The organism is Microbulbifer sp. SE14 (assembly GCF_059834885.1).
On record NZ_JCBAJA010000009.1, the window covers coordinates 22,045 to 48,456 of the forward strand.

At 63.0% G+C, this 26,412-nt stretch carries 18 protein-coding genes; 8 read left to right on the forward strand and 10 right to left on the reverse strand.

The window, feature by feature from the left end; genetic code table 11:
- Positions 1-44: 44 nt before the first annotated feature.
- Both AC6R19_RS08455 and AC6R19_RS08460 read right to left on the reverse strand, forming a co-directional pair.
- Positions 45-584: a cytochrome b gene (locus AC6R19_RS08455; RefSeq protein WP_500579360.1), complete on the reverse strand. Its 540-nt coding sequence runs from the start codon at positions 582-584 to the stop codon at positions 45-47.
- A 336-nt stretch (positions 585-920) separates the two neighbouring features.
- Entirely contained in the window at positions 921-1,838 is a 918-nt protein-coding gene (locus AC6R19_RS08460) for a LysR family transcriptional regulator (RefSeq protein WP_500579361.1), read from the reverse strand.
- Positions 1,839-2,022: 184 nt separating this feature from the next.
- On the opposite strand from AC6R19_RS08460, the gene metE reads away from it, so the two are divergent.
- Positions 2,023-4,257 (forward strand): 5-methyltetrahydropteroyltriglutamate--homocysteine S-methyltransferase, encoded by a 2,235-nt coding sequence (gene metE / locus AC6R19_RS08465; protein WP_500579362.1) that lies wholly within the window; start codon positions 2,023-2,025, stop codon positions 4,255-4,257.
- Between the two features lie 81 nt (positions 4,258-4,338).
- Here the strand turns inward: metE and nagA are convergent, their stop codons facing one another.
- The 5 genes from nagA to agaR form a co-directional block, all read right to left on the reverse strand.
- The gene (gene nagA, locus AC6R19_RS08470; RefSeq protein ID WP_500579363.1) at positions 4,339-5,535 is read right to left on the reverse strand and encodes an N-acetylglucosamine-6-phosphate deacetylase; all 1,197 of its coding nucleotides are present in this window, start codon (positions 5,533-5,535) and stop codon (positions 4,339-4,341) included.
- A complete protein-coding gene (locus AC6R19_RS08475; protein WP_500579364.1) occupies positions 5,535-6,449 on the reverse strand; it encodes an ROK family protein in 915 nt (304 codons plus the stop codon). The genes nagA and AC6R19_RS08475 overlap by 1 nt, the downstream gene beginning before the upstream one ends.
- The gene (locus AC6R19_RS08480) at positions 6,446-7,573 is read right to left on the reverse strand and encodes an SIS domain-containing protein (protein ID WP_500579365.1); all 1,128 of its coding nucleotides are present in this window, start codon (positions 7,571-7,573) and stop codon (positions 6,446-6,448) included. Before AC6R19_RS08480 ends, AC6R19_RS08475 begins: the two co-directional genes overlap by 4 nt.
- Positions 7,574-7,587: 14 nt before the next feature.
- Positions 7,588-8,862, reverse strand: a complete 1,275-nt coding sequence (locus AC6R19_RS08485) for a D-tagatose-bisphosphate aldolase, class II, non-catalytic subunit (protein WP_500579366.1) — start codon at positions 8,860-8,862, stop codon at positions 7,588-7,590.
- Positions 8,863-9,069: 207 nt separating this feature from the next.
- Positions 9,070-9,840, reverse strand: a complete 771-nt coding sequence (agaR, locus tag AC6R19_RS08490) for a transcriptional repressor AgaR (RefSeq protein ID WP_500579367.1) — start codon at positions 9,838-9,840, stop codon at positions 9,070-9,072.
- A 258-nt stretch (positions 9,841-10,098) separates the two neighbouring features.
- Here agaR and AC6R19_RS08495 point away from each other — a divergent pair, with 258 nt between their 5' ends.
- The 3 genes from AC6R19_RS08495 (at position 10,099) to AC6R19_RS08505 (ending at position 15,867) form a co-directional block, all read left to right on the forward strand.
- Positions 10,099-11,469 carry a Gfo/Idh/MocA family protein gene (locus tag AC6R19_RS08495; protein WP_500579368.1) on the forward strand — a complete coding sequence of 457 codons (1,371 nt, stop codon included), beginning with the start codon at positions 10,099-10,101 and terminating at the stop codon, positions 11,467-11,469.
- A gap of 173 nt (positions 11,470-11,642) precedes the next feature.
- Positions 11,643-14,468 (forward strand): TonB-dependent receptor, encoded by a 2,826-nt coding sequence (locus AC6R19_RS08500; RefSeq protein ID WP_500579369.1) that lies wholly within the window; start codon positions 11,643-11,645, stop codon positions 14,466-14,468.
- A gap of 76 nt (positions 14,469-14,544) precedes the next feature.
- On the forward strand, positions 14,545-15,867 hold the full coding sequence (locus AC6R19_RS08505) for a sugar MFS transporter (protein ID WP_500579370.1): 1,323 nt from the start codon (positions 14,545-14,547) through the stop codon (positions 15,865-15,867).
- A gap of 113 nt (positions 15,868-15,980) precedes the next feature.
- Here AC6R19_RS08505 and AC6R19_RS08510 read toward each other — a convergent pair whose 3' ends face one another.
- Together AC6R19_RS08510 and pepQ are read right to left on the reverse strand one after the other, a co-directional pair.
- Positions 15,981-18,035: an amidohydrolase family protein gene (locus tag AC6R19_RS08510; protein ID WP_500579371.1), complete on the reverse strand. Its 2,055-nt coding sequence runs from the start codon at positions 18,033-18,035 to the stop codon at positions 15,981-15,983.
- Positions 18,036-18,293: 258 nt separating this feature from the next.
- The gene (pepQ, locus tag AC6R19_RS08515; protein ID WP_500579372.1) at positions 18,294-19,613 is read right to left on the reverse strand and encodes a Xaa-Pro dipeptidase; all 1,320 of its coding nucleotides are present in this window, start codon (positions 19,611-19,613) and stop codon (positions 18,294-18,296) included.
- 90 nt (positions 19,614-19,703) lie between these two features.
- Here pepQ and purU point away from each other — a divergent pair, with 90 nt between their 5' ends.
- From purU to AC6R19_RS08535, 4 genes are all read left to right on the forward strand, one after another.
- Complete coding sequence (gene purU / locus AC6R19_RS08520; RefSeq protein ID WP_500579373.1) at positions 19,704-20,540, forward strand: formyltetrahydrofolate deformylase; 837 nt, start codon at positions 19,704-19,706, stop codon at positions 20,538-20,540.
- 25 nt (positions 20,541-20,565) lie between these two features.
- Positions 20,566-20,991 (forward strand): hypothetical protein, encoded by a 426-nt coding sequence (locus tag AC6R19_RS08525; RefSeq protein ID WP_500579374.1) that lies wholly within the window; start codon positions 20,566-20,568, stop codon positions 20,989-20,991.
- A gap of 424 nt (positions 20,992-21,415) precedes the next feature.
- Positions 21,416-22,189 carry a hypothetical protein gene (locus AC6R19_RS08530; RefSeq protein WP_500579375.1) on the forward strand — a complete coding sequence of 258 codons (774 nt, stop codon included), beginning with the start codon at positions 21,416-21,418 and terminating at the stop codon, positions 22,187-22,189.
- Between the two features lie 56 nt (positions 22,190-22,245).
- Positions 22,246-22,983 carry an MHYT domain-containing protein gene (locus tag AC6R19_RS08535; protein ID WP_500579376.1) on the forward strand — a complete coding sequence of 246 codons (738 nt, stop codon included), beginning with the start codon at positions 22,246-22,248 and terminating at the stop codon, positions 22,981-22,983.
- Between the two features lie 168 nt (positions 22,984-23,151).
- Here the strand turns inward: AC6R19_RS08535 and gcvP are convergent, their stop codons facing one another.
- Positions 23,152-26,043, reverse strand: a complete 2,892-nt coding sequence (gene gcvP, locus AC6R19_RS08540) for an aminomethyl-transferring glycine dehydrogenase (RefSeq protein ID WP_500579377.1) — start codon at positions 26,041-26,043, stop codon at positions 23,152-23,154.
- Positions 26,044-26,412: the final 369 nt, after the last annotated feature.

Below are 26,412 nucleotides of genomic sequence, written 5' to 3' on the forward strand. Positions count from 1 at the left end.
ACTTGTAGGAGCGGCCGTTGTCCGAGATCAGGGGGCGAACGAATCTACCGCTGCGGCAGCATCCTCGTCAGCGTATTGTCCTTCTGTACAAAGTGATGCCACAGCGCCGCTGCAATATGCAGTCCCACCAGAACCAATAGCGCCGGCCACAGAACCTCCTTGTGCAGGAAGGCCAGCTGCTTGCCCAGGTCCGGGTTCTCCGCCAGCAACCGCGGCAGCGCAAACAGCCCGAAGAATTCCGTGTCCCGCCCGAAAAGCTGCCGCATCGAGATGCCGGAAATGGGCATGGCCAGCAGTATCAGGTAGAGGGCGCCCTGGGTCAGTTTGGACAGGGCCCGCTGCCAGCCGGGCCCCTCGGCCTGCGGCCGCTTGTGGCGGGCCCTCCAGTAGAGGCGCAGGGCCAGCAACAGCAGCACACTGATACCCAGGGAGAAGTGCAGCCGCACCAGCCAGCCGCGCATCGGGTCTTCGCGGTCGTAGAGCTCGTGCAGCTCCACCGCGCCCCAGACGCAGATCAGCAGGATTACAAACAGCCAGTGCAGGCCCTTGCTTAGCGGGTGCCAGCCCGGGTTCTTATTGGTCATGGGTTATCTCCTCACAGAAATTGCGGTCTATCTTAGCCGCATTTTGAACGCCGCCAAGGGATAAGCGGCCGGCTTAGGAATTCTTTACAGTCCCCCGGGGCTCCTGTCGAACCTACTGTTCACCCGACTGGCGGTGCCGGCTGCGACACGGGCGAACACAGGGTTCGCCCCTACAAATATGCTCCAGTGGTTTAGAAGAGCTGACCATCACTCCCGATCTTCTCGCCACTGATGAGAAGATTCCGCACGATCCCGCGGCAAGAATCTGAAGCCGGACCCGTAGGGGCGAATCTTGTGTTCGCCCGCTTGTCGGTAGGCACAACATCCCGGGCAGAATCAAACCGCACGGATTCCGTTCAGGTTGGCAAAGCAGGTATCCCGCGCCGTCCGCAGGAAATCCTCCACAAACGCCTGTTCCAGCATCTCCTCCCGCACCGCCGCGTAGAGGGTGCTCCACAATCCCTTCTCACCCAGGCGCAGCTGCGCGACAAATCCCTTCTGTAGATACTCGTGCAGCGCCCAGTTGGGCAGGGCGCAGACGCCGCGGCCGCTGGCCGCCAGCTGCACCATCATCACCGTCAGTTCCGCGGTGCGCACATCCGCCGGCTCCACACCGGCCGGGTCGAGGAAGTGCTGGAAGATATCCAGGCGCTCCCGCTCCACCGGGTAGGTGATCTGTATCTCCTCCGCCAGATCCTCAGGCAGCACCCAGCGCCTCTCGGCCAGGGCGTGTTTGCGGCTGATCGCCAGCACCATTTCGAAGCCGAACAGCGGCTGGTAGTGAATGCCCTTCAGCTCCGGGTCCGGATTGGAGGTGACAACCAGATCCAGGTCACCGCGCACCAGCGCCGGCAGGGGCGCGAAGTGGAAGCCGCTGGACAAATCCAGCTCCACCTCCGGCCAGTCGTCCCGGTAGCTGTCCAGGGTCGGCATCAGCCACTGGTAGCAGCTGTGGCACTCGATGGCGATATTCAGCCGCCCGGCCTGGCCCGACGCCAGCCGCGCCAGGTCCCGCTGTGCCAGCGCTACCTCTGGCAGTACCTCGTCCGCCAGCTGCAGCAGGCGCAGGCCGGCGCTGGTAAAGCGCAGCGGGCGCGACTTGCGCACGAACAGCGCCAGCCCGTGTCGATCCTCCATCTCGCGGAACAGGTGGGACAGGGCCGACTGGGTCAGGTGCAGCCGCTCGGCGGCGCGCACCATGCTGCCGGTCTCCCGCAGTACGTTCAGGGCACGCAGGTGGCGCAGTTCAATCATCTTTAGAAATATTCATGTTGCAGGCAAAAAATATGAAATTGATTGAATAACAGCGCGCCCGCAGAATCAACCCCGAATTAGCTCCCCTCTCCCGCTTGCGGGGGAGGGGTTGGGGGAGGGGGCCCGGGCCGCAGGCCCGCCATTCCGCAGATGGAAAAACATTCAACAGACTTGGGGACTACAGATGGCACAGACACATATCCTCGGCTACCCGCGCATTGGCGCCGCCCGCGAACTGAAAAAGGCCCAGGAGGCCTACTGGCGCGGGGAGATCTCGCAGAAGGAACTGCTGGCGGTCGGCGCGGAGATACGCCGCGCCAACTGGCAGGTGCAAAAAGACGCCGGCCTGGACCTGGTGACCGTGGGCGACTTCGCCTGGTACGACCAGGTGCTGAACCACACGCTGATGTTCGGTGCCGTGCCGCCGCGCTTCTCCGAGGGCGCCGCGGACAACAAACTGGATCAGTATTTTCGCCTGGCCCGCGGCCGCGCCCCCTCCGGCGAGCCGGTGGCGGCCAATGCGATGACCAAGTGGTTCGATACCAACTACCACTATCTGGTGCCGGAGTTTGCCGCCGACCAGCAGTTTGCACTGGACAGCGAATGGCTGTTGGAAGAGGTGCACGAGGCCCGGGCACTGGGCCACAAGGTGAAGCCGGTGATTATCGGTCCGCTCACTTATCTCTGGCTCGGCCGCATCGAGGGCGATGCACAGACACTGTTGCCGAAGCTGCTGCCCTGCTACGAGAAACTGTTGCAGCAGCTGGCCGGGGCCGGTGCTGGGTGGGTACAGATAGACGAGCCGATTCTCGGTCTGGACCTGCCGGACCAGTGGCGCGATGCCTTTGCGCCCGCCTATAAAAAACTGGATGCCGCAGCGGGGCAACAGAAGCTGCTGCTGGCTACCTATTTCTCCCCGCTGCGGGAAAACCTGCCGCTGGCATTCGCCCTGCCGGTGGACGGAGTGCATATCGACTGCGTGCGCGCACCGGAGGAGCTGTCTGCTGCCGTGGAAGCCCTCGGAGACAACCAGGTGCTGTCCGTCGGTGTGCTGAACGGCCGCAATGTCTGGCGCGGTGACCTGGCCAAATGGCAGCGCCGGCTGAAGCCGCTGGCGGGACAGCTGGGCGAGCGTCTGTGGCTGTCCGCCAGCTGCTCGCTGCTGCACTGCCCGGTGGACCTGGATACCGAAACCAAACTGCCGGCGGAACAGTTGCAGAAGCTCGCCTACAGCCGCCAGAAGCTGGATGAGCTGCAGCAGCTGCAGGCCCTGCTGCAACAGGATTTCGTCACAGACGCCGCCGGTGAGGCCGCGGCGACGGCAGCGAACACCGTTGCGGAAGAGCTGGAAGACACCTGGCGCCCGCAGTCCTACGCCGAGCGCGCGCCGCTGCAGGCGGAGCGCTGGCAGCTGCCGCTGCTGCCCACCACCACCATCGGTTCTTTCCCGCAGACGGACCTGCTGCGCCAGGTGCGCAGACAGTTCCGCAGCGGCGAAATCAGTGAGAAGGATTACCGGGATCACCTGCGCGCGGAAATCGCCGAGGCAGTACGCCGCCAGGAAATCCTCGGTCTGGACGTGCTGGTGCACGGCGAGGCAGAGCGCAACGACATGGTGGAGTATTTCGGCGAGCAGCTGGACGGCTTCGTGCACACCGGCAACGGCTGGGTGCAGAGCTACGGCTCCCGCTGCGTGAAGCCGCCGATCATTTTCGGCGATATCTCCCGGCCGCAACCGATGACCGTCGAGTGGAGCAGTTACGCTCAGGGCCTGAGCAAGAAGCCGGTCAAGGGCATGCTCACCGGCCCGGTCACCATCCTGAACTGGTCCTTCCCGCGCGAGGATGTACACAGATCCGAGAGCTGCCTGCAGATCGCCAAGGCATTGCGCCAGGAGGTGCTGGACCTGGAGGCGGCCGGTATTGGCATTATCCAGATCGACGAGCCTGCCCTGCGCGAGGGTGTGCCTCTGCGCAAGTCGGAGCACAAAAATTATTTCGACTGGGCCGTGGCCTGCTTCCGCTATACCTGCAGCCAGGTGAGGCCGGAAACCCAGATTCACACCCACATGTGCTACAGCAATTTCAATGCGATCATGGATGCGATTGTGGCGCTGGACGCCGACGTCATCACTATCGAGTCCGCGCGTTCGGATCTGCAACTCCTGCGCGCTTTCGCCGGCAAGAACGGCGGCTACCCGAACGAGATAGGTCCGGGTATTTACGATATCCATTCGCCCAATGTGCCGGAGCGGGAGGAGCTGGTGGAGCGGCTGAAGAAGATCGCCGAGGTGATTCCGCTGGAGAAACTCTGGGTGAATCCGGACTGCGGCCTCAAGACACGCAGCTGGGCGGAGGTGGGTTCTTCGCTGTTGAACATGGTGGAGGCGGCGCGGGCCGTGCGGGCGGAGTTGGCCTGAGCCTAAGAAAGTTCGGCCGTCATACCGGCGCAGGTTCTGCGCCGGTATGACGAAAGAACGCTGTAGGGGCGGCCGTCCGCCCTACGCGTTTTCTACCTGACCTGTAAACCGGCTGCGCATGTTTTCGTCGCAGTAGATCAATTCGCCGCGGTACAACGTCGCCCGCACATTGCCATCATCGTCGAGCACGGCGATATCCGCATCCTTCCCCTGCGCAATGGCCCCGGTTCTGTCGTCGATACCGAGAAACTTCGCCGGCGACAGGCTGGCCATATGCACCGCGTCGCGAAATTCGATACCCGCCAGGCGGTGCAGGTTGGCCGCGGCCTTTTCCAGGGTCAGGGTGCTGCCGGCCAGCGAGCCGCTGTCGGTCCTGGCGATGCCGCGCTCCAGTTGCACTTCCATTTTTCCCAACCGATAACGCCCATCCGCCAGGCCGCCGGCGTTGATGCAGTCGCTGATCAGGGTGATTTTTCCCGGTTCCTTCAATTTGCAGATCATCTGCAGTATCGCCGGGTGCAGGTGCACGCCGTCGGCGATCACCTCCACGTTGACGTCCTCCATCAGCACGGCGCCGGTACAGCCTGGCTCGCGGTGGTGGATACCGCGCATACCGTTGAAGACGTGCACGCCGCCGCAGGCACCTGCCCGCAGCGCCGCGGTGGTCTGCTCGTAACTGGCATCGGTGTGGCCCAGCATCACCTTTACGCCTTTTTCGGTCAGGTAGGGAATTATCTCCATGGCCCCATCGACTTCCGGGGCCAGGGCCAGCACCTTCAGCTGCCCGCGAGCGGTTTCCAGCAGCGCGTCCATGCGCTCGCGTGTGGGGGCGAGGAAGTAGTGCTCGTTGTGCGCGCCCTTGTGCCTGCAGGCGAAGAAGAGGCCCTCGCTGTAGCCCCCCAGCACCTGGGCGCCGGGCTGGGTTTGCAGCGCGGCGCGGCCCAGGTTGTCCATCGCGGCCAGGGTCTCCTCCCAACTGCTGGTCACGGTGGTGGCGAGGAAGCCGGTGACGCCATGGCGCGCCAGGGAAATGGAGATGATGTCCAGCGATTCGGGAGTCGCGTCCATCACGTCGCAGCCCTCGCGGCCGTGGACATGCAGGTCGATCATGCCGGGTATCAGGGTGGCGCCGGGGAGATCGATCAGCGGCAGTTCGCCGCCGGGCGTGTCAGTGATTTCGGCGATGCGGCCATCTTCGATGCGCAGGCAGTAATCGGCCAGGTCTCCGCTCTCGGCAATTATGCGCGCGGCCCTGAGGTAGTAGTTGGAAGTCTTCATCAGTCGGCCTTTTCGATCCGGAGGGCGAGCAGGGCGGCACCGCGGGCGCCGCTGGCGTCACCGAATTTCGGCGGCATTACCGGCGGGGCACCGAAGCCGGCAAAGAGGTGTCTTTCGATGGCGCCGGGCAAGTCCCGGTAGAACTCCTCGATGCGGGACAGGCCGCCGCCCAGTACGAAGATATCCGGGTCGTGCGCCATCACCAGATTGGCGAAGGCCGCGCCGAGCAGGTCCAGGTGCACCGCCTTGGTAACCAGGGCCCGCTGGTCCCCGTCGCGCCAGCGCTGTACCAGCGACGGTATCTCGATTTCCTCGCCCGACAGTTGCCGGTGCAGCGCCGCCAGGCCGGGGCCGGCGATAAAGGTTTCCAGGCAGCCGTTCAGGCCGCAGCCGCAACGAAGAATTGGCAGTTGGTATTTTTTCTGCAGGTCGGCTGGCAGCGGGTGGTGGCCGTACTCGCCCGCGATGCCCTGGCGGCCGCGGTAGAGGCTGCCGTCGATTACCAGGCCGCCGGCAGCGCCGGTGCCGAGCACCGCGCCGTAAACGCGGCGAAAGCCCTCGCCGGCGCCGCCGCGGGATTCGGACAGGGCGAACAGGCGGCAGTCGTTCTCGATCGCCACCGGCCGGCCGAGTCGTGCCACCAGGGATTCCGCCACCTTTTTGCCGCTCGCGCAGGCGATATTGGCGGACAGCGAGCGGCCCCCGGCGTCGACCAGGCCCGGCATGCCGATGCCGATCTGGCCCCGGCAACCGTGGCGGCGGTCCGCGCCTTCCACCAGGTCGACGAGCGTGTCGATAAAAGCCCCATAGTCGTCGACGGGTGTGGCGACCCGCTCGCTGTCGAGTTTGTCCAGGCCTGCGTCGAAACAGGCAAACTCGATCTTGGTTCCACCGATATCCACGCCGTAGATCAACGCGCATTCCCCACGATAAACGGGTGGATGGTCACCCCCTGCACCACCCGGTTGACTTCGCCGGTGGGGCAGGGGTTGTCCGGGGTGATGCCCAGCGCGAGGGACTTGTAGAACGCCAGCAGCTGCGCGAAGACGATGTAGTGCAGCGCCAGCCAGGCGTCCTCGAGGCCGCTGCTGTCGACCAGGTCCGCCGGGCATACCAGCAACTCGGTAGTGCCGTCGCGCCGCAGTTCCCCGAGCAGGTCGTCGTCGTAGCGCCGGCAGTAGGCGTCGTTGCTTTGCAGAAGTACCACCAGGGTGGATTCGTCGAGCATCGATTTGGGGCCGTGGCGGAAGCCGAGGGGGCTCTCCGCGTGGCAGTCCACCCGGCCAGCGGTGAGTTCCAGCATCTTCAGTGCGGCCTCGGTGGCGATGCCTTTCAGGCCGCCGGCGCCGAGGAATACCACGCGGCGGAAGTCACGCTGCGCCAGCGCGCGCACTGTGTCGAGCCGGGTTTCGAGAAGCCTGCGCGCGATCCCGGCCAGGGTTTCCACCTGCCCGGCCTGGGGGGCAAACACCTGCAGCGTGCTGGCGACCATGGCGGTGAAGCTGCTGGTCATGGCAAAACTCTGGTCGAGGGTCTCCTCCAGCATCAGCAGCGAGTAGCTGTTGTCGTTGTCCTGCGCGCGGCGGGCCAGCTCGCCGTCGCGGTTGCAGGTGATCACCAGGTGGTAGCAGGCGTCGACACACTGGTCGGCCAGGTCGTAGGCGCCGACGCTCTCGGGGCTGTTGCCGGAGCGGGCGTAGGAGATCAGTAGCGTGGGCTGCTGTCGCAGCAGGTAGTCCTGCGGGTTGCTGACCAGGTCGGTGGTGGAGATCGCCTCGACCCGGCGCTCCAGCGCCCGGGTCAGGTAGGGTGCCAGGGTTTCGCCCACATAGGCGGAGGTGCCGGCGCCGGTCAGGATGATGCGCAGTTCCTGCCGCGCGAGCAGGGGCGCCAGCCAGGCGTCGAGTCGGGCGCGCTGATGCTCGACCAGTTCGGCCGTGCGCAGCCACACTTCCGGTTGTTGGGCGATTTCCCGGGCGGTGTGCTCGCCGTTTTGTGCGCGCAGTTCAGCACTGCCGATCGCTAGATTCTCGTACATCATTGTGATCCTTTTTAATGCTTCCAGCAGGCGTTGGCGTAGGCGTCGGTGACCTTGCGGATGCGCGCCTTTACCAGCGCGCGTGGCTCGTTGGCGAGCCGCCCCTCGCGGATCTCGCGATATTCCTCCGGAAAATACTGGCTGACCAGTGGCAGCGGCAGCGGTTTGTCCGACAGGTTGTCGAGCAGTCGCGCGCAGGCTTCCTTCACTTCCCTGTCGGGCCAGTAGTAACGGATGCGGTCGCTGTAACTGTAGCGGCGATACAGCGGCAGCTGTTCCCCCGCGACTTCGTAGAAGGCCTGCCAGTACTTGGGTTCGCCCTGCATGCGTTGCTCGCAGACCTGTCGCAGCTGGGATTTCTCCGCGATGCCGGGCAGCTCTTCCTCTATATGGTTCAGCGCGAACAGGGCCTCGCGCAGGGCGAAGGTGAGCTGGGGGCCCACCTTGAGGATCGCGAAGTGGTCGCGTACCAGCTGCTGGTAGTTGTTCCGGGTCTGGTAGTCGGTGGAGTGGGCCTCGAAGGCGATGCCGCCTGCTTCCTCGGCCAGTGCTTTCAGCTTTGCGGCCTTTGCCGGCTGGTAGTCGATGACCGAGGTGTGATCGAACTCCACACCCGGCTGCACCACCAGTCCGATCACGCGCTGCCAGGCTTCAGTCAGCCCCAGCTTTTCGAAGGCGGCGCGGTGCAGCTCGATGGTGTTGCGCGCCTGGGCCGGGTCGGTCACTTGCAGCTCGGCGATCGCCTCCTTTGCGCCGCCGGGCGGCGGCACTTCGGTGCCGATGATGTAGACGATATCGCCATTGTTGCCGCGGCGACCGGCGGCCTCTTCGGCGGCGCGGCAGAGATCGGCGGCGCGCTCGGCGATAATCTCGTCCGCCAGCGGCAGCGGGTCGTCGGCGCAGGGCATGCTGCAGTCCAGGTGGATCTTGGTGAAGCCGGCCGCTACATAGGCGTCGATCAGGTCCCGGGCCTTTTCCATCGCCGTCCCGGTGGGTTCCGACTGCCAGCACACGGGGCCCAGGTGGTCACCGCCGAGCAGTATCCGCGAAGGCTCCAGCCCGACCCGGTCGGCCAGCGTCATCACATAGTCGAAAAAGTCCGCCGGCCGCATACCGGTATAGCCGCCGAACTGGTTCACCTGGTTGGCGGTGGCCTCGATCAGCAGGGGCGTGTCGTCCGCCAGCGCCTGCTCCATGGCCGCCTCCAGCACCAGGCCGTGGGCAGAGCAGACGGCGTAGATGCCCCGCGGCTGCCCGCGGAGATTGGCGGCGATCAATTCTTGCAGCATAAGGATTCCTTGTTGTTGCGTAACTACTCGCCCCTGTGGCACTAAGCCGAGGCCTGGGCGGCCCTGCTGTCGGTGGCCATTTGGGAAAAAGCCTCATCGGCAAACATTTCCCAAATGGCCCCCGACATCAGGGCCTTCGCATTGGAGTTCGGTATTCTTCTCCAAGTCCCCGGGACGAGTAGTTACGTTGTTTCTTTTTAGCTGTGTTCAGCTGACGATCACTACCTTTACCCCGGCATCGGCAATCGCCTGGTGAAAGGTGTCGGGAATACCGGCGTCGGTGATCAGTATGTCGATGTCGGCAAAGTCGCAGATCTTGTGCACACCGGAACGGTTGAACTTGGAGGAGTCGGTCACCGCGATCACCTGGCGGGCCACCTTGCACATCAGCCGGTTCAGGTTGGCCTCGTACTCGAAGTGGGTGGTGATGCCGCCCTGGAAGTCGATGCCGTCCACGCCCAGGAATACCTTGTCGAAGTGGTAGCAGCGCAGCATCTCCTCGGCGGGGCGGCCGTAGAAGGAGAGGGACTTCTTGCGCAGTGTGCCGCCGGTCATCAGCACCTCCACCCCCTCGGCGTCCACAAGCTGCTGGGCCACATTGAGGCCGTTGGTCATCACCAGCAGGCGCTCGAAATCCCGCAGCTGCCGGGCTATCTCGGCGGTGGTGGTGCCCGAGTCCAGGATAATGGTGTCCTGCTCGCGGATCTCCTGGACGGCGGCCTCGGCCAGCCGGCGCTTGGTATCCAGGTGCTCGGTGACCTTCTCCTGCACCGACAGCTCCTGGGTGACCCGGTTGCTGGCCACGGCGCCGCCGTGGGTGCGCACCAGCAGGCCCTTCTTGTGCAGGTAGTTGAGGTCGCCGCGGATGGTCACTGCGGATACGCCGTACTTCTCCACCAGTTCCGGCACCAGCACCCGCCCGGCATCGGCGGCGGTCTGGATGATGTCGTGTCTTCTCTCGATCGTGTTCTTGGGCACGGCTCTTTCTCGCTGGGGCTCTATCGATATTCTACGAAACTTTCGCTTGCTTTCAATAAAATTTTATTTTCAGGTGCTTTCGTTTTGTAAAAGTGCTTTTTATTCAATGATTTACTGGAAAATTTAGGCGCCGGATTGATTTCTGCTGATTAGAAAGTGAAAGCTTTCGAAGTATTTTTTTGTTGAACGGCGGATTTCGCTTGGTTATTGTCGGAAGCCTGCGAATTCCGACTGTCTGGACACGAGGTGAATATAAAAATGAGTTCGATCGATCGTCGCAATTTCCTCAAGGCGGGCCTGGCGGCAGCCGCGGCCGCAACTGCCGCCGGCTGCGCCGCAACCGGTGGGGCCAGGGGCGGGGCCCCGGTGGCCGGCCAGAAGTCGGTGATGGGGCTGGTGGTGCCGCCGATGGAGACGGTCCGGGTGGGCCTGATCGGCGTGGGCCAGCGCGGCGTCGGTGCGGTCAAGCACTTCTGCAATATCGACGGGGTGGAGATCAAGGCCATCTGCGATATCGACCGGCAGGTACTGGATCGCGCCGTCAATATCGTCGTGGACAGGGGAATGCCGCGCCCGGCGGCCTACGGCGAGAACGACTTCTCCTACCGCGACCTGCTGGAGCGCGACGATATCGATATCGTCATCATCTCCACCCCCTGGCGCTGGCATACGCCCATGGCCGTGGAGACCATGCTGGCCGGCAAGCACGCGATGGTGGAGGTGCCCGCGGCGCTGACCATCGACGAGGCCTGGCTGCTGGTGGACACCGCCGAACAGACCCAGAAGAACTGCATGATGCTGGAGAACGTCTGCTACGGTCGCGACGAGTTGATGGCCCTGAACATGGTGCGCATGGGTCTGCTCGGCGACCTGCTGCACGGCGAGGCCGCCTACATCCACGAGCTGCGCTGGCAGATGAAGGAGATAGACCGCAAGACCGGCTCCTGGCGCACCCGCTGGCACGCCCTGCGCGACGCCAACCTCTATCCTACCCACGGCCTGGGCCCCATCGCCCAGTATATGAACATCAACCGCGGCGACCGTTTCGACTACCTGAATTCCATGAGCAGTCCGGCCCTGGGGCGCGCCGCCTATGCCGAGCGCGAGTTTCCCGCCGACCACCAGCGCAACCGGCTCAAGTACATCGCCGGCGACATCAATACCAGCCTGATCAAGACGGTGAAGGGCAGGACCATCATGGTCCAGCACGACACCACCACGCCGCGGCCCTACAGCCGCCACAACCATATCCAGGGTACCAACGGTGTCTTTGCCGGCTTCCCCAACCGCATCGCGCTGGAGGAGGGTGGCCGCAAGAGCTACCACGAGTGGGACTACGACATGGACTACTGGTACGAGCGCTACGACCACCCCCTGTGGCGCCGCATGGGCGAGGTGGCGGAGCGCAACGGCGGCCACGGCGGCATGGACTTCCTGATGTTCTGGCGGCTGGTCTACTGCCTGCGCAACGGCCAGCCCCTGGACCAGGACGTCTACGACGCGGCCGCCTGGTCCGCGGTGACGCCGCTGTCCGAGGTCTCGGTGAAAAACCGTGGCGACAGCGTGGATTTCCCGGACTTTACCCGCGGCGCCTGGAAGAGCGGAACGCCGCTGGGCGTCGTCAGCTGACCGGGGCGGGCCATGGGCCCGCCGGATAAGTCCGGCTGCTAAAGGCCGCCGAGTTTCCATCGAACGACAACGAATATTCGCCTGCAAATGGCGAAGGGGCCGCCGTACGCCCGCGTTTTGCGCACTGCGCCCGAGCTGTACCACTCTCAAAACTATAAAAGGGAAGGTGAACCATGATTAAAAGTAAAAAGCACACCCTCAGCCTGGCAATCGGTGCCCTGGTCCTGGCGTCTCAGGGTATGGCGCAGGAGGCGGAAGCGGAGCGGGCGGGCGACGACCTGCAGCCGGTTTCGGATACTGTGGTGGAAGAGGTGCAGGTCACCGGTATCCGCAGCAGCATCAAGTCGTCGCTGGATATCAAGAAAAACTCGGTCAACGTGGTGGACGCCATCATGGCCGAGGATATCGGCAAGTTCCCGGACCAGAATATCGCCGAGGCGCTGCAGCGCATGAGCGGTGTCACCATCACCCGCAACGCCGGCGAGGGGCAGAACATCACCGTGCGCGGCCTGGGCGGCGACTACAACGTGACCACCATCAACGGCCGCCGCATGGCCTCGGAGCACAGCAGCCGCGATTTCAACTACGACCTGATCGCCGCGGAACTCTTGAAAGGCGTCGAGGTGTACAAGTCGCCGGTGGCCAAGACCCAGGAGGGCGGCATAGGTTCGGTGATCAATATCCAGACCCGGCGCCCGCTGGATTTCTCCGGCCTGACCCTGTCCGGCTCGGTCAAGGGCATCTACGAGGACCGCACCGAGGACATGAACCCCCAGGCCTCCTTCCTAGTCAGCAATACCTTCGCCGACGGCACCTTCGGCGCCCTGCTGACCGCGGTCTACTCGGAGCGCACCCTGCGTACCGATGCCTACCAGGGCGAGGGCTTCTACAACGAGGGCAATGAGGACTGGATCACCGTGCGCCAGGATGTGGACGGCAACGGCGAATTCGATCCGGCGGTGGACAACGAATACGGCTCCATCATTCCCGGCTATGTGCGCTACACCAACTGGCAGGACACCCGCGAGCGCATCGGTGCCAGCCTGGCGCTGCAGTGGCGGCCGCGGGACGACATAGAGGTGAATTTCGACAGTATCTATTCCGCCTACGACACCAACGGCGAGCAGTACGAGATCTCCTTCGTGACCTACGACGAGAGCTGGACGCCGGGTATTCCCAATGTCACCGACCTGGGTTTCGACGAGGACGGCCTGGTCAATGCCCTGACCCTGAGCGACGGCGCCATGGCCGAGCTGCTGAACACCTCGCGCCCGCGCAAGACCGAGACCTTCCAGGTCGGCAACAATGTGGCCTGGCATATCCGCGACAACCTGACCCTGGCCCTGGATATCTCCCACTCGGAATCGGAAAACACCAACAACGGCGACAACCGCTATATAGTTGCGCGGGGCTTCGTGAACGAGATCCGCATTGACCAGTCCGGCGGCAACCTGCTGCCGGATATCACCATGACCCCGGCGCTCTCCCACACCTCGCCCTTCGGCGCCCACTACAGCTACAACTACGGCGACGAGATCCGTGACAAGGTGAGCGAATTCAAGTTCGACGGCGACTGGGCGCCGCTGGACTCCATCGTCTCCTCGGTGCAGTTCGGCATCAACTACGGTGACCAGACCAAGGAGCGGGATTCCTATTCCTCGGTCAACCCGTCCATCTTCAGCAACGCTGGCGCGCATTTCGAGAGATACCCGGAGTATTCGCCGGATATGTCCGCGGCGGAAAATATCGCCGGTTTCGATCTGTTCCGACTGCCCGCGGACGTTTTGGTAGCCCCGCGCTTCGACAACTTCCTCGATGGCGAACCGGGCTCGCACCCGGCACCCTGGGCCAGCTTCGACTACGACAAGCTGTTCGCCTTCTACGAAAGCATCAGCGCCGATGCCGCCAACGACCTGGTCAGGGCCCAGTTCCGGCCGAACAACTCCTTCACCGTGGGCGAGTCCACCCTGGCCGCCTATGTGCAGGCGGACCTGCAGAGCGAACTGCTGGCGTTGCCCTTCACCCTGAACCTGGGGCTGAGGGTCATAGAGACCACCGTGACCAGCTCCGGTTTCTCCCTGGACGTGGACGCCGTGCGCTTCGAGGCCGCGGATGAGCCGGGCGAGCTGCAGTTTGTCGGGGATGTCTCCGACTACCAGCGCGAGATGGATTTCGAGGATTCCTACACGGACGCGCTGCCGAGCCTGAACTTCAAGTGGGACCTGCGCGACGACCTGATCTACCGCTTCAGCGCCGCCAAGGTGATCACGCGGCCGCAGATTGACTCCCTCAAGGCCTACAGCTACGTGAACCTGCGAGAGTTCGAGCTCTATGCCTCCAACCCGGGCCTGGAGCCGATGCGCGCGAACCAGTTCGACACAGGCCTGGAGTGGTATTTCTCCGACTACGGCGCCGTGACCGGCACCTTCTTCTTCAAGGATATCGAGTCCTTTATCGAGTCGGGGCGCAACGGCAGCCGCACCATAGACGGCCACAGCTTCGCCGTCTACAGCGCCATAAACGGCGAGGAGGGTGCGACCATACGCGGTACCGAACTGGCCTACCAGCAGTCCTTCGCCGGCATTCTGCCGGGTGTTTTCGGTGGGCTCGGGGCACAGCTGAACTACACCTATGTGGACAGCGAGTACGACGATCGCGAGCGCCGCGAGGCGGGCCTGCCCTTCCAGGGCATGCCGAAAAACTCCTACAACGCGGTGCTCTACTACGAGGGCGACGCCTTCCAGGCGCGGCTGGCCTATAACTGGCGCGGCAAAGTGATGACCAACGCCGAGGCCTGGGGCGGTCCCAGCTGGGATGCGGACTACGGCCAGTTCGACTTCAGTGCGGATTACGACTGGAACGACAATATCAATGTGAGCCTCAGCGTCAACAACATCACCAACGAGCGCAACTGGGGCTACATCATGCGCTCGGACCAGGTCAGCCACCTGGCGCGCTACGGGCGACTGGTTAACCTGGGTATAAGCGCGAACTTTTAAATTGTCGCGCCGGTCCGCCCGGTCGATCCGGGCGGACCGAGTTCCTTTTGAAATAAAAATATAAGCGGGAGCACCGATGACCACTCTTGTTTCCCACGAGAATACCGGGAGCAGTTCACGCAGCAGCTTGTTGCCGATGGCGATTATCGGCCTGCTGTTCTTTATCTTCGGTTTCGTCACCTGGCTGAACGGATCGCTGATTCCCTTCCTGAAAATACTCTGCGACCTGAATGACTTCCAGGCGCTTTTCATTACCTTTGTCTTTTATATCGCCTACACGGTGATGGCGCTGCCCATGTCCTTTATCCTGCGCCGCACCGGTTACCGGGACGGCATGGCCATAGGTCTCGCCATCATGGCGGGTGCGGCGCTGGTGTTTATCCCCGCGGCGCAGACCGGCAGCTATTCCGTCTTCCTGTTGGGCCTGTTCGGGCTGGGGGCCGGCCTGACGATACTGCAGACCGCCGCCAATCCCTATGTGGTGAAGGTCGGTCCGGTGGAGAGTGCGGCGACCCGTATCGCGATCATGGGCATTATCAACAAGAGTGCCGGCGTGCTGGCCCCGTTGGTATTTACCGCCCTGGTGCTGTCCGGCCTCACGGACTTCAACTCTGAGGCCGTTGCCCGACTGGCGGAAGCCGAGCGCGCGACGAAGATGGAAGAGGTGGCCAACCGGCTGATAGCGCCCTATATCGGCATGGCGGTGTCGCTGCTCCTGCTGGTCGGGCTGGTGAAATTCTCCCGGCTGCCGGATATCGAGGACGATCGGGCGGACGGCGAGTCGAAATCCGGCATCTGGCAGTTTCCACAGCTGGTGCTGGGTGCGCTGGCCCTGTTTGCCTATATGGGCGTCGAGGTGATCGCCGGCGATACCATCGGTCTCTACGGTGAGCGCCTGGGGTTGGCCAACTTTGCCTCGCTGACCTCCTACACCATGGCCTTTATGGTGGTGGGTTACCTGATAGGCGTCTTCGCCATTCCGCGCTTTATCAACCAGCAGCAGGCGCTGCTGGGTTCGGCGATTGCCGGCGCGCTCTGTGTACTCGGTGTGCTTTTCAGTTCCGCGGAGAGTGCGTCGATTGCCGGTGTGCTCTGGGGCTGGTCCGCTATCCCGGTCATTCCCGACACGGTGGTTTTCGTGGCGCTGATGGGACTGTCGCACGCATTGGTGTGGCCGACCATCTGGCCGCTGGCCCTGGACGGCCTGGGCAGGTTTACCGCCCAGGGTTCCGCGCTGCTGATCATGGGAATCGCCGGCGGCGCGGTGATACCTTTGGCCTTCGGCAGGATTGCCGAGGCCGCCGGCGATATAGTGAATGCTTATTGGATAGCGCTGCCGTGTTACCTGTTTATCCTGTTTTATGCCGTCAAGGGGCACAGGCTGCGCAGCTGGGCCTGACCTGGTCCACTGTAATTTCTCTCTCCCCATCATGCCCTCTCCGTGAGGGCTTTTTTGTATCTGTAGGAGCGGCGGGGCGGCCGTCCGCCGCTCCTACAGATATGTGGCGGATATTATTTGGTGGCGACCGTCGCCGAGCCGTTCAGCCTGAACGGCACCGACTCGTGGAAGGGCTCGATGCCCAGGGCCCGGTACAGTTCGTCGGGTTTGTAGAGATTCTGCCCCTCGATCACCAGCGCGGCGCGGCGCAGTGCGCCGATATCCTCCAGGGGGTTGCCGTCCAGCAACACCAGGTCCGCCTCCTTGCCGACGTCGATGGTGCCGCTGTGGTTCAGGGCGCCGACCACCCTGGCCGGTACTGAAGTGGCGGTGCGCAGCACATCGGCGTTGGGGATGCCCGCCCTGGCGTAGACTTCCAGTTCGCGCAGCAGGGTGAAGCCGGGCAGGCCATCGGTGCCCGCCACCATCGGCACCTTGTGCTGGTGCAGCTTGCGCACCATGTTCAGCAATGCCTCGGCGGACAGGTCGTAGTCGTCCCTGTGCTCCGGTTTGACGTCCAGATCGGCGCCGATAAACTGCCGGCGCACATTGACCGGCAGGTGGTCGGCGATACCGGTGTACTCCGGATCCAGCTTGCCCGGCTGGCGCAACAGCAGGGACCTGAAGACGCTGGTGGTGGTGTCCACCACCGTGCCCTCGCGGGCCAGCTTGTCCAGGAAGGCCGCCACTTCCTCGCTTTCCAGGTCCAGCTCGTGGGCGTGTTCACCCACTTCGGTAAAGCGCAGTTTCTTGCGGGTGTCGATCGGGCCCATAAAGTTCAGGAACAGCATGTTGATATGCTGGATCTCGTCGAAGCCGGCATCCACCGCCTCCTCGGCGGTCATGAAGGCCGGGATATGGCCCGACAGGCGCAGCCCCCTGCTGTGGATGTGCTCCGCCAGCGGCGCTATCCACTCGGGTTCCATGGAGCTGTAGGTCTTGATCTGCCCGTAGCCGCGGGCCGCATACCAGTCGACGATTTCCTTGGCCTCTTCGAGGCTGGAGGCGGTCCTGCCCATGCGCATGGCATTTTCGCTCTCGCGGTCCATAAAGCCCGCGCGATAGACGTCGCCGCCGATCACCCTGCCGGAATCGAACAGTTCGGTGACGCGCATGATGTTCTCGTGGGTGTTGCCGATATCCCGCACATTGATGACACCGGCGGCCATATTGAGTGCACCGTCGGCGGGCGACAGGTGGCCGTGCATATCCCAGAGACCGGGTATCAGCGTCCTGCCGCGGCCGTCGATACGGGTGGCGCCGGCTGCGCCGATCGGGGATGTGCTGATGCGCACTATCTTGCCGCCTTCGATCAGCAGGTGGCGTTTCTTCAGCAGCTCACCGGCCTCCACGTCCACCAGGTCCACGTTGCTGATCAGGATGGGGCCGGCGGATTTGTGCGTATGCTCCGCCGACAGCTCTTCCAGATAGGCGTCGGCGGCCCGTACCTGGCGCTCCTTCAACTGCTCGAGATGGGATTTGTCCCACCCCTTGCGCAGTATCGCGAACCAGCCGCCTTCGTCCTGAGCGAACAGGTCGCCCTCTTCGTCGAACCAGCCCAGCGAGGGGGTAAAGCCGAGGCCGCTGATGCCGTAGAGGTGAATGGTTTTCTCTTCCTTCCCCCGGGCCAGGGTGATTTTGTCCAGTGTCTTCAGCTGCGCCTGCCCCTGGGGCAGCAGGTCTATCCTGCGATCGTCGTCGGCGAGCAGCGCCTTGACCAGTTGTGATTGCACCGCCAGGGTCGAATTCTTGGGGATATAGAATTGCGGGCCGGAGGACTTGGCATTGCCGCGCTCATCGGTACTGTTCCAACTGGCGACGCCGTCCTTTACCGAGAATTGCTCTTCCACCGGTGCACCGAAGGGGCTGATGCCCTCGATATGCAGCTTTTCCGGCATCTGCGCCGCGCCGATGGTAAAGCTTTCCGCCAGGTTCAGGCGGCGGTTGTTCCAGCCCAGTTTGAGTTCGCCCGAGACCTGCGTGCCATTTTGTTCGACGACTTCCGTACCGGCGATGCCCTCCTTGTCGTAGAAGACGTACTCCAGGGTTTCGGCGTGCAGCTGACTGCTGAATGTGACAGAGGCGAAGACCGCCGCGGCGAGGGCGGCGGGGATGTTTGTGCGCTTCATGGGGATTCCTTTCTTATTAGAATGACTCGGGTAGCATGAAGCTTTTTGCGGGGCCCTGGCAAGCGGAGGCGATCAGATGCGCCTGTGGCGCGGCCAGTCGTAGGGCGGATAAGCTGCAAGCGCATCCGCCGCGTCGGTTGGTGGATGCGCCCGGCGTGGATGCGCCCGGCGTGGATGCGCCCGGCGTGGATGCGCCCGGCGTGGATGCGCTTGCAGCTTATCCACCCTACAGTATTTCCCGAGTTCCGAGTCCCGTTACTACTCCGCGTAACAGTCCCGCGTCATATTCTCGATACGGTCGGCGTGCACTATGACATTGTCCTCGATGCGCACACCGCCGAAGGGGCGCAGCTCCTCCACCTTGTCCCAGTGCACTTCCTTCGCCAGCTCCGAATCCTTCAGCTCCGCCAGCAGGCTGTCGATGAAGTAGAGCCCCGGCTCGATGGTAAACACCTGGTTTTCCTCGATGGTGCGGCTGGTGCGCAGGAAGGGGTATTGCGCCGGCGGCGGGGTGGTGCCGCCCTCGGGTGCCGTCTGGTGGCCGCCGACGTCGTGCACCTGCAGACCGAGGAAGTGGCCCAGGCCGTGGGGCATAAAGGTGCCGGTGAGTCCGGATTCCACCGCGCTCTCGGCGGAGGTCCTGATCACGCCGAACTGGTTCAGCAGTTCGCCCACCTTCTGGTGGCAGACGCGGTGCAGGTCCGGGTAGGGCAGGCCGGGCTTCAGGCCGGCGACCAGTTCCTGTTCCTTTTCATCCATCGCCGCCACCAGCTCGGCGAATTCGCTGTCGCTATAGGCCTGGTAGGTATGGGTGCGGGTGATGTCGGCGCAGTAGCCGTTGCAGTCGGCCCCGGCGTCGATCAGGAAGCTTCTCAGCTCCCCCTCCGGCAGCCGCTGATCCGACAGGTGGGTGTAGTGCAGTATCGCCGCGTGCTGGTTCAGGGCGACGATATTGCCGTAGGGCATGCGGTTCTCGCCCTGGCCGGCGGCCTTGAGATAGGCCAGGTTGATCTCGAACTCGCTGGCACCGCTGCGGAAGGCTTCTTCCGCGGCCCTGTGGGCCCTGACTGCTATGCGGTTGGCCTCGCGCAGGCAGGCGAGTTCGTAGGGAGTCTTGTAGGCGCGCGCCCAGTGCAGCCGCGCCAGAAGTTCTTCCGGGTTGGGGGTGCCGATGGGCCAGCCGTCCAGGCCGGCGGTCTCGCCGAGGAAGGCGGCCTTGTCGGAGCTCAGGAACTGTTTCGCATCCGACGGCTTGGCGAGCAGCTCTATGTCGTAGTGGTCGCTCCAGAAGGCCTGCGGGGCCGGCGGCACATAGTGCCAGAAGTCCACCGGGCGGTAGAAGAGCAGCTTCGGCTTCTGGCCGCGGCGGTAGACCACCCAGCTGTGGGGGTTGTCGGTGACCGGCACCAGGGCCTTGAACTGGGGGTTGGCCTTGAAGGGGTAGTAGTTGTCGTCCAGGAACTGCACCTTGGGCGCGCCGCTGAATACGTTCAGGGTGTCGTAACCGCACTGCTCCAGTATCTCGTCGTAGCGGCTGCGCAGGGTGGCGATATGTTCGGCGTAGAGCTTCTTGTCCATTGGGGCCCCTGGTAAATGGAGGGATGTGTGAATCGACTATCCGGCATAGTGTATAGTCTTGATTCTGGATATTTGGCCTGAATTTCGACCATGGAAAAGAAGATACTGCTGACCGACTGCCCCGATGCCAAGGGCCTGATCGCGAAGATCACCAACATCTGCTACAAGCACCAGCTCAACATCACCAAGAATGACGAGTTCGTCGACCGGGAGCAGGCGCGCTTCTTCATGCGCACCGCGCTGGAGGGCAACTTCAACGATCAGACCCTGCTCGAAGACCTGGACATGGCCCTGCCGGAGGGCGCCGAGCGCCGCCTGATGGCCAGCGGGCGCAAGCGCCTGGTGCTGATGGTGACCCGCGAGCCCCACTGCCTCGGCGATATCCTGATGAAGTGCTATGCCGGTGCGCTGGACGTGGAGATAGCGGCGGTGATCGGCAATCACCCGGATCTCGGCGCTTTGGTAGGGAAGTTCGATATCCCCTTCCACCACCTGCCGGCGGAGGGCCTGGAGCGGGCGCGGCACGAGGAGCAGGTGCTGGCGCTGGTGGACGGCTACCAGCCGGACTACCTGGTGCTGGCAAAGTATATGCGCGTGCTGACGCCGGAGTTCGTGGCCCGCTACCGCGGCCGTATCATCAATATCCACCACTCCTTCCTGCCGGCCTTTATCGGCGCCAAGCCCTACCAGCAGGCCTACGAGCGCGGGGTGAAGATCATCGGTGCCACGGCCCACTTCGTCACCGACGACCTGGACGAGGGGCCCATCATCGAACAGGACATCATCCACGTGGATCACGCCTATTCCGCCGCGGCCATGGCGGACGCCGGGCGCGATGTGGAAAAACTGGTGCTGACCCGCGCGCTGCAGCTGGTGCTGCAGGAGCGGGTGTTTATCCACGGCAACAAGACGGTCGTGTTCAAGTAATCGTTTTTCAACCGGGAGTATTGTTTTGCTGACCAGAACTCTATCTGTTTTCCTGTGGCGGCGCTGCCTGCTGATTGTCCTGCCGCTCTTTGCGCTCGCCTGTGCCAGCGAGGGGCCGCTGCCGGTCCCCGGTCTGAAGGAATCTTTCCATACGGAGATAGCCGCCAACGGTGCCAAGCGTTTCAGTTATTCCCTTGAGATGCAACACAGCGAGGTACCGCGGCCCTACACCGGCGAGGCGGTGAACAGGCAGCGACTGGGGCGGAATGCGGTGGGGGTCGGTCGGTCGTCGCTGGGTGCCCGCCAGGGCGGGCTGCAGTTCGACAGGGCCCTGCAACAAAAGCTTCTGGAAACCGGTTTTTGCAGGGAGGGCCATTTCGAGCTGGAGCGCAGTGTTTCCGCCTTCGCCGGCGAAGTGCGCGGCGAATGCAGGGAGGGGGCGCAACGCTAATCCGTCTTATTTTTGCGGGAGCCCGAGGCTCCCCCAGCATCCATTCCTGTCTGTCGAAACTGCGATAGCCCTTCAAGAAATCCCGCCTCAGTAGAAGCCTTCGCCGCGCTGCTTACCCGATTTAATTGGTACCGATCGTTTATTTATCTTTTCCTGGCAATTCGCCCTCAACTGTCAATGTGCCTCCTTTTTATATGTGACGACAGTCGCGATAATTTGATTTAAGGAAATAATTGGCGCCAATTTCTTGTGCAGTTACAAATTGGTGCTATCTATAAATTTGATTGAGAAAAGCTAAGGGACTGGTCGCACAATAATTGTCCCGGGCTCGGCCGTTTGCAAATTAGGTGGCGGTCTTGCCGCTCAGGTTGCAATTGATCGGTTCAATAGAACGATAACTAGACGTTCAAGCAGAAGGTAGGCAATGGAAGTTGAATTTACGGTGCTTTCTGATCGCCGCGAGGGTCTGCTGCGCGAATTGGGGAATGTCATCATTCAGAGCGGCTTTTCTCTGCTACGACAGCGCATGTCGGCCGTGGAGGCGGGAGTGCAGCTCTGGTTGCGGGTCAGTGGCCGCGAAGACCGCCTGCTCGAACTGGAAGAGCGGCTGGGCTCCCACCCCCTGGTACTGAGTTTTGAATCCGAACACCAAGTCGGTGCTGCGCGGGCGTCTCCGGCGCCCGCTCCAAAACCTGTGGTACCCAAGCGTCCGCTCCAGGGCGTCGGTCGCAGCCTGCAGGGCAGCAGTGCCGGGCCGGCCGTCGGCCAGGTTGAGGCCGAGCTTCCGGGCCTGGCAAAGGAGTATCCGCGCATCTTCCCCCGTCTGCTGAGTATGCACGGCAAGCTGCCGGATGGTCAGAAGGCGCCCAGTATGGAATTTGCCGGGCGCAGGGTCGGGGCCTGGGTATACAAGAGGGACTACGCCCTGGGCGGGAAACTGGATCTCTCCGGGGCGCTCAAGCAGATAGCCCTGCCGGCCATGCGCAACCTGCTTTCCACCGACCTGAAGGAAAACTCCCTGCGGGTAAAAAACAATCCCCTGTGCATGCCGGGCAGCCGCTGTCGCAACGGCGACTTTTTCTGCGGGTTCCTGCGTGGGTTGCTCGAGGAGTCGGGGGTCGGTGGGCAGATCACCGTGCGCGAAATCTACTGTCGCAGCGATGGGGCAGAGGACTGCGTTTTCGAGATAGTCAATTGATAGCACATTCCATTTATTGAAGATCGACGGGAAAGTCGGTTAAAGGGGAACAACTCATGTTCGGTCAATACAACCTGGTTCTGGTGACCCTGTCCTATGTGGTGTCTGTGCTAGGGTCTTTTACCGCTCTGCAACTGGCCATTGCGATTCCGCAGGCGCAACCCGGAAAGGAGAAACACAACGCTATCCTGGCCGCGGGCACCGCCATGGGCGGCGGCGCCATCTGGGCCATGCACTTTATCGCCATGCTTGCCTTCGAAATGGATATGCCGGTGGCCTACGACACCTTTATCACCATACTGTCGGCGGTGATCGGCATCGCCTCCTGCTCGGTGGGACTGGCCATCGCAGGGTCCGGCGTGTTCAGTTTTGACAAGCTGCTGCCGGCGGGGATATTCATGGGTTGCGGCGTGGCGGGTATGCACTACACCGGCATGGCGGCCATGCTGATGCCGGCGGAAGTCTACTACGACCTGAATATCCTGATGATCTCGGTGATCATCGCCGTGATCGCCTCCTGCGTGGCCCTGTGGATGGCCTTCCATATGCGCGGCCTCTGGCAGCAGTTCGGCAGCGCCATCATCATGGGCGTGGCCGTCTGCGGCATGCACTACACCGGTATGGCCGCGGCCCAGTACCGCCATGTGGACGTTGCTGAAGAGGCCACTTTTGCCGGCTCAATGAGCGGTGAATACCTGGGCCTGTCGATCTTTGTGATCAGCGTCGGGCTGCTGATGTTTGCGCTGGCCATCACCCAGGCACGGCGTCGGCGCCGGGAGGCCCTGGCGATATGAGTGGTGAGTGATGAGTGGTTGGTGGGTAGGTTGGGCTTCGCGGAGCTCAGCCCAACCTACGGATGCTGGTGAATTGAGTGGGTAGCAAAAGGCCGGGAATTCTCCCGGCCTTTTGCGTTCTGGTGGATGCGCCTGCGGCTTATCCACCCTGAGGTTACTGACCACCCCTCACTCCATATAACTCTCCACCGGCGGGCAGGAGCAGATCAGGTTACGGTCGCCGTACACATTGTCGATGCGGTTGGATGCGGGCCACACCTTGTGCTCCTTCAGCCAGGCCGCCGGGCGCCCGGCCACGTCGCGGGAATAGCTGTGGGGCCACTGGTCCGCCATCACGTCTTCCAGGGTGTGCGGCGCGTTGCGCAGCGGGTTGTCCTCGGCGCTGTACCTGCCGTTGGCCACGTCTTCCACTTCCTTGCGGATGATCGCCATGGCCTCGATAAAGCGGTCCAGTTCCTCCTTGGATTCGCTCTCGGTGGGCTCGATCATCAGGGTGCCGGCCACCGGGAAGGACATGGTGGGCGCGTGAAAGCCGAAGTCCATCAGGCGCTTGGCGATATCCTCCTCGGTGATACCACTGGCCTCCTTGAGCGGGCGCAGGTCCACCAGGCACTCGTGGGCGACGAAGCCATTGGTACCGGTGTACAGCAGTGGGTAGTCCTCGCTTAGGCACCTGGCCACATAGTTGGCGTTCAGTATCGCCATCTCGGTGGCTTTTTTCATTCCCTGTTTGCCCATCATGCGGATATACATCCAGCTGATCGGCAGGATGCTGGCGGAGCCCCAGGGGGCCGCGGAGATGGTGCCGTTGGCGGTGTCGGTTTCCGGTACCCCGGTCACCGGGTGGCCGGCCAGGTAGGGCTTCAGATGCTCGCCCACCGCTATCGGGCCCATGCCCGGGCCGCCGCCGCCGTGGGGGATGCAGAAAGTCTTGTGCAGGTTCAGGTGCGACACGTCGCCGCCGAACTGGCCCGGCGCTGCCACGCCGATCAGCGCGTTCATGTTGGCACCGTCGATATACACCTGGCCGCCGGCCTTGTGCACAAGGTCGCAGATCTCGCGGATACCCTCCTCGAAGACGCCGTGGGTGGAGGGGTAGGTGACCATCAGCGCGGCGATGCGGTCGCCGTGCTCTTCGATCTTCGCCTTCAAGTCATCGACGTCCACGTTGCCCTTGTTGTCGCAGGCGACGACCACCACTTTCATGCTGACCATCATTGCCGAGGCCGGGTTGGTGCCGTGGGCGGAGGCGGGGATCAGGCAGATATCGCGCTGGGTCTCGCCCTTGGCCTCGAAGTATTTCTTGATCGCCACCAGGCCAGCGTACTCGCCCTGGGAGCCGGCGTTCGGCTGCAGGCTCACGGCGTCGTAGCCGGTACAGGCGGCCAGCATCTGCTGCAGCTGCCTGAACATCTCTGCGTAGCCCTGGGCCTGGTCGGCGGGGGCGAAGGGGTGCAGCTTGCCAAACTCCGGCCAGGTCACCGGGATCATCTCCGCGGTGGCGTTCAGCTTCATGGTGCAGGAGCCCAGCGGGATCATGGAATGATTGAGCGCTATGTCCCTGGATTCCAGGGATTTCAGATAGCGCAGCATCTCCGTCTCGGAGTGGTAGCTGTTGAACACCGGGTGGGTCAGGAACTCGCTCTCACGCACCAGGGAAGCGGGCAGGCCCTGGGGGCCCTTGGCCGCAATTTCACTGTCCAGTGCGCGCAGGTCCAGGCCGTGTTCGGTGCCGGTGAAGGCGCTGATCAGGTCGGACACGTCCTGCAATTTGCTGGTTTCGTTCAGGCTGATACCCAGGGCATCGGTGCCGACTTTGCGCAGGTTGATCTCGGCATCCAGGGCGCGCTGGTAGATTTCGCCCTGTTTGCCGCCGACGGTGACGGTCAGGGTATCGAACCAGCTGTCGTGGGCCAGGTCGAAGCCCTGCTTCTTCAGGCCGGCGGCGAGGATGTCGGTCAGGCGCTGGATGCGCGCGGCGATGGTCTTCAGGCCCTGTGGGCCGTGGTAGACGGCATAGAAGGCGCTCATCACCGCCAGCAGTACCTGGGAGGTACAGATATTGGAGTTGGCCTTCTCGCGGCGGATATGCTGCTCGCGGGTCTGCATGGCCATGCGCAGGGCGCGTTTGCCCTTGCTGTCCACGGATACGCCGATGATGCGGCCCGGGGCGGAGCGCTTGTAGGCTTCGCGGAAGGCGAAGAAACCGGCGTGAGGGCCGCCGTAGCCCATGGGGATGCCGAAGCGCTGGTTGCAGCCGACAACCACATCCGCGCCCATTTCGCCCGGCGCCTTCAGCGCCACCAGGCTCATCAGGTCGGCAGCCACGGTCACCAGGCCGTTGGCCTCGTGCACTTTTGCGATGATATCGGCCAGGTCGCGCACCACGCCGGTGGAGCCGGGGTACTGCAGCAGGGCGCCGAACAGTTCGGCGGGGATGTCCTTTTCCGGGTCGCCGACGACGATCTCAAAGCCGAAGTGCTCGGCGCGGGTCTCGACCACGGCGATGGTCTGCGGGTGGCAGTCGGCATCGACGAAGAAGACATTGGACTTGTTGCGCTTCACCTGGCGCTTGCACATGGCCATGGCCTCGGCGGCGGCGGTGCCCTCGTCGAGCATGGAGGCATTGGCCAGTTCCATGCCGGTCAGGTCCATGATCATCTGCTGGAAGTTCAGCAGGCCCTCGAGGCGGCCCTGGGCGATTTCCGGCTGGTAGGGGGTGTAGGCGGTGTACCAGCCCGGGTTCTCCAGCACGTTGCGCAGTATGACATTGGGCGTGATGGTGTCGTGGTAGCCCATACCGATAAAAGTGCGGAAGATCTTGTTGTGTTTGGCCAGTGCCTTCAGCTCCGCCAGCGCCTCTTCCTCATTGACCGCATCCGCCAGGTCCAGCTCGTCGGTCTTGCGGATCGATGCGGGTACTGTCTTCTCGATCAGTTCGTCGAGGCTGGAAATCCCGAGGGTTTTCAGCATCGCCTCCACCTGCGATTCATCGGGGCCTATATGGCGGTGGATAAAGGCGTCGTGTTGTTCCAACAGCTGAAGGGTTGGCTGGGTCATAAACTTCGTTCCTGTAATCGCAGGGAGTCGTCGCTGTGCAAAAATAGCACCTGAAAACTGTTCCACTTTCCGACAAAAGCCCGCGGCCTCCGCATTGCGGAGTCGCGACAAAATACTCGTGGGAAAAACGGGCCGGCCGCCGCCAGGCCGGCGCGCATCTTAGCAATCGCCAGCGATGCCGGCAATCTGTGTGTTTTTAGCGTTAAAAGTGCTATTTTGTGTCAATAAATGTGAACTAAATCCTGCTATTGCCGGGATGGCGCAATTTTATTCTAATGGGTGCCGGCGGTTCCCCAGCCCGGCCGGACTTTCAATCATACTCCCTGGAAGCTTCGAGAGAGGAGGCTTCGCCAGTGGCCCCGGTGGGGA